This window comes from Burkholderia sp. E168m23 (genome assembly GCF_016586125.1).
Taxonomy (GTDB): Bacteria; Pseudomonadota; Gammaproteobacteria; order Burkholderiales; family Burkholderiaceae; genus Burkholderia; species Burkholderia orbicola.
Map to the genome: position 1 here is coordinate 1 of NZ_BCPP01001186.1, position 1,802 is coordinate 1,802.

At 68.3% G+C, this 1,802-nt stretch carries 2 protein-coding genes; one reads left to right on the forward strand and one right to left on the reverse strand.

The window, feature by feature from the left end; translation table 11 throughout:
• A partial coding sequence (pgi, locus tag JMF90_RS35495; protein WP_201326197.1) for a glucose-6-phosphate isomerase occupies positions 1 to 1,085 on the forward strand: 1,085 nt, incomplete at its 5' end.
• A gap of 68 nt (positions 1,086 to 1,153) precedes the next feature.
• Here the strand turns inward: pgi and JMF90_RS35500 are convergent.
• Positions 1,154 to 1,802 (reverse strand): ABC transporter ATP-binding protein (locus JMF90_RS35500; protein ID WP_201326198.1); only part of this gene is annotated, 649 nt, incomplete at its 5' end.

Genomic DNA, 1,802 nt, shown 5'->3' on the forward strand with positions numbered 1-1,802 from the left:
ACGGCGCCGATCTCGCGCGCGTGCTCGAACAGGTCGATCCCGAGGAAACGCTCGCGATCATCGTGTCGAAGACCTTCACGACGCTCGAGACGATGACGAACGCACGCTCGCTGCGCGACTGGTTCGTCGCGCGCGGCTGCCCCGAGGATGCGCTCGCGAAGCACTTCGTCGGCGTGTCGGCGAACCCGGCCGAAGTCGTGAAGTTCGGCATCGCCGCGGACAACGTGTTCGAAATGTGGGACTGGGTCGGCGGCCGCTATTCGCTGTGGTCGGCGGTCGGCCTGTCGATCATGATCGCGATCGGCCCCGAACAGTTCGACGAACTGCTGGCCGGCGCGAACGACATGGACCGTCACTTCCGCGAAGCGCCGCTCGAGCGCAACCTGCCGGTGCTGCTCGGCCTGATTGGCATCTGGTACCGGAATTTCTTCGGCTCGCAGAGCTATCTCGTCGCGCCGTATTCGGAAGCGCTGCACTACCTGCCGTCGTACCTCCAGCAGCTCGAAATGGAGAGCAATGGCAAATCCGCGCGCCTGGACGGCACCTTCGTCGACTACCCGACGTCGGCCGTCACGTGGGGCGAGCCGGGCACCAACGGCCAGCATGCGTTCTTCCAGATGCTGCATCAGGGGCCAACGATCGTGCCGATCGACTTCATCGCGGTGCTGACGCCCGAGCATTCGCTCGCGAGCCATCACCCGAAACTGCTCGCGAACTGCTTCGCGCAGAGCGAAGCGCTGATGCTCGGCCGCACGCTCGAGGAAGCGCGCAAGGTCGCCGGGCCCGGCAAGGAAGCGCTCGCGCCGCACCTGACGTTCCCCGGCAACCGCCCGACCACGACGCTGCTCGTCGATGCGCTGACACCGCGCACGCTCGGCGCGCTGATCGCGCTTTACGAGCACAAGGTGCTCGTGCAGGCGACGGTGTGGGACATCAATCCGTTCGACCAGTGGGGCGTCGAGCTCGGCAAGATTCTCGGCAAGGTGGTGGAAGCCGACCTGTCGGCCGAATCGGTCGATCCGGCGAAGCACGACTCGTCGACCACGGCGCTGATCGAGCGCGCCCGCGCGGCGCTCAAGCGTTGAAGCACTGACGCAACGGCGTCATGCCCGTGCCGGCCGCGCGATCCACGCCGCGCGGCCGGCACGAACCTTCATGCGTCGCGCGAAGCCGCATGCGGCGCGACGATGCGCCCGGCATCGATGGTGACGGTCGTCGCGCAGCGGCGCGCGAGTTCGGCATCGTGCGTGACGAGCACGAGCGTCGCGCCGTGCGTGCGGTTCAACTCGAACATCAGGTCGATGACCGCGTGGCCGGTGGCCGCGTCGAGACTGCCGGTCGGCTCGTCGGCGAACAGGATCGCCGGGCGCGTGACGAACGCGCGGGCGAGCGCGACACGCTGCTGTTCGCCGCCCGACAGCAGTTTCGGATAATGCGCGGTGCGTTCGCCGAGACCGACCTGCACGAGCAGCGCCCGCGCGCGGTCGGCCGCATCGCGCGCGCTGATGCCGCCCTGCAGTTCGAGCGGCAGCATCACGTTCTCGAGCGCCGTCAGATGCGGCATCAACTGGAACGACTGGAACACGAAGCCGACCGCGCCGTTGCGCAGCGCCGCGCGTTCGTCCTCGTCGAGCTGGTCGAGCGCGCGGCCGAGCAGGCGAACCGTGCCGCTCGTCGCGCTGTCCAACCCTGCAAGCAGGCCAAGCAGCGTCGATTTGCCCGACCCCGACGCGCCGACGATCGCGAGGCTGCTGCCCGGCTGCACGGCGAGCGTGATGCCGTCGAGGATCGTCAGCTCGCCC